This is a genomic window from Longimicrobium sp., from assembly GCF_036554565.1.
Classification (GTDB): Bacteria; Gemmatimonadota; Gemmatimonadetes; order Longimicrobiales; family Longimicrobiaceae; genus Longimicrobium.
This window is the reverse complement of record NZ_DATBNB010000529.1, coordinates 1-1,651: the sequence shown is the minus strand read 5'-3', so window position 1 is coordinate 1,651 and position 1,651 is coordinate 1. Positions and strand designations below refer to the sequence as shown.

Sequence of the window (1,651 nt, the reverse complement as noted above, 5' to 3'; positions counted from 1 at the left end):
TTCAGGCGCAGGGACATGGAGAACCGGTCTCCGTGTCCCTGCGCCTCATCCGTGAGACTCGTTCTTCTATTGCACACCAGACACTCCTGAAGATGAAGCACCGTTCGCCCTCGCGTGCCGCGCGCGCCGCCCTGTGCCTGGGGGCCCTCGCCCTGGCGGCGTGCGGGGGCGAGCCGCGCCGGGCCGATGGAGCTCGTCCGGCGGCGGATACGCTTTCGCTGGCGGAGCGGCGTCGGATCCCGGGGACCATCGCTTATGTGGCCGAGCGGGACGGCAACATGGAGTTGTACGTGGTGCGCCCGTCCGGCGTAGGCGAGCGGCGGCTTACCCGCACCCTGCTGGACAGCTACATCACGACCATCGCCCCCGACGGCTCGGGGGTGCTGGGCATCGAGGTAGAGGAGGCGGGGGGAAACCGGTTCGAGCAGCTCGTCTTTCATCCCGTGCCTCGCGGTACGGCGCGGCCCGTGGGGGGGCGGCACCCGTACTCGCGCAGCGCGGCGTGGAGCGCCGACGGGGAGTGGATCGTCTTCGAGTCGGCGCAGGCCAGCTTTCGCGACCTGTACCGCATTCGCCTGGACGGAACGGGGGAGCAGCGCCTGACCGACAACCGCGAGGGCAACTTCGAGCCGGTGATTTCGCCGGATGGCGCGTGGGTGGCGTTCGGCAGCAGCCGCGACCAGAACGCCGAGATCTACCGGATGCGCCTGGACGGCTCTGGCGAAACGCGGCTGACCACCGTTCCCGGGCACGACGACTTCTTTCCCCAGTGGTCGCCTGACGGAACGCACCTGGCCTTCGCCAGCACGCGCGACGGCGACGAGCGCATCTTCGTCATGCGCGCCGATGGCCAGGGGCAGCGGCGGCTCACCCGGCCCGACACCATCTCCGACATCGCCGAGCAGCAGCCCGCCTGGTCGCCGGACGGGCGGCGGATCGCGTACGTCGTCCGGCGGCGCGGGCAGGGGTCGCGGGTAAGGATCACCGAAGTGGCTTCCGGCGCCACGCGCGAGGTACCCGGCGGAAGCCAGGGCGGGGAAAGCGGACCGCGGTGGTCGGCAGACGGGCGATATCTGGCGTTTGCCTCCAGCCGCGACGGAGACCACGAGATCTACCTGGCGCGCGCGGACGGCTCGCACGCCACGCGGCTGACGCGCGCCCCGGCGGACGACTGGAATCCCCGCTGGATCCCCGCGCGCCGGTCCGGATCGGCCGACAGCATGCGAACGGCCGCGCCGTAGCGAACCGCTGCGTCGTCAGGGGAGCTACTTGGAGACGAGCTGGTGGGCGCCGTCCCACTCCGCGGGGGGAGGCGCAACGGCGTGGCGACGGCAGCGTTCCAGGTACACCGCCGCGGGCCCATCCTTCGGGAAGCGGTCCACGAGCGCCTGGAACGCGTCCAACGCCTCGCCGAAGCGGCGCTCGCAGTAGAGCGCCCGGGCATGCGCGAATCCATCCAGGAGCGCCGCCGTCTCCGCATCCACCCCGTCTTCCCGCGTGGCGACCAGCTCGTGGACCCCCACCAGCCCCTCGCGCCCCACCACCCGCACGCAGTCGATCTCCCGCCCGATGAAGTGCGCCTGCACCCGGGCCCAGGTGAACTCCGAGACGACGATCTCCGTGTCGTAGTCCTTGTTCAGCCCCTCCAGGC

General features: G+C 71.4%; 1 protein-coding gene and 1 pseudogene. One reads left to right on the top strand and one right to left on the bottom strand.

Annotated features, from left to right (window positions below; genetic code table 11):
• Positions 1-92: 92 nt before the first annotated feature.
• Positions 93-1,241 (top strand): hypothetical protein, encoded by a 1,149-nt coding sequence (locus VIB55_RS14520; RefSeq protein WP_331877373.1) that lies wholly within the window; start codon positions 93-95, stop codon positions 1,239-1,241.
• Positions 1,242-1,265: 24 nt separating this feature from the next.
• Here VIB55_RS14520 and VIB55_RS14515 read toward each other — a convergent pair.
• A pseudogene (locus VIB55_RS14515) lies at positions 1,266-1,651 on the bottom strand (adenylate/guanylate cyclase domain-containing protein); the annotation flags it as partial.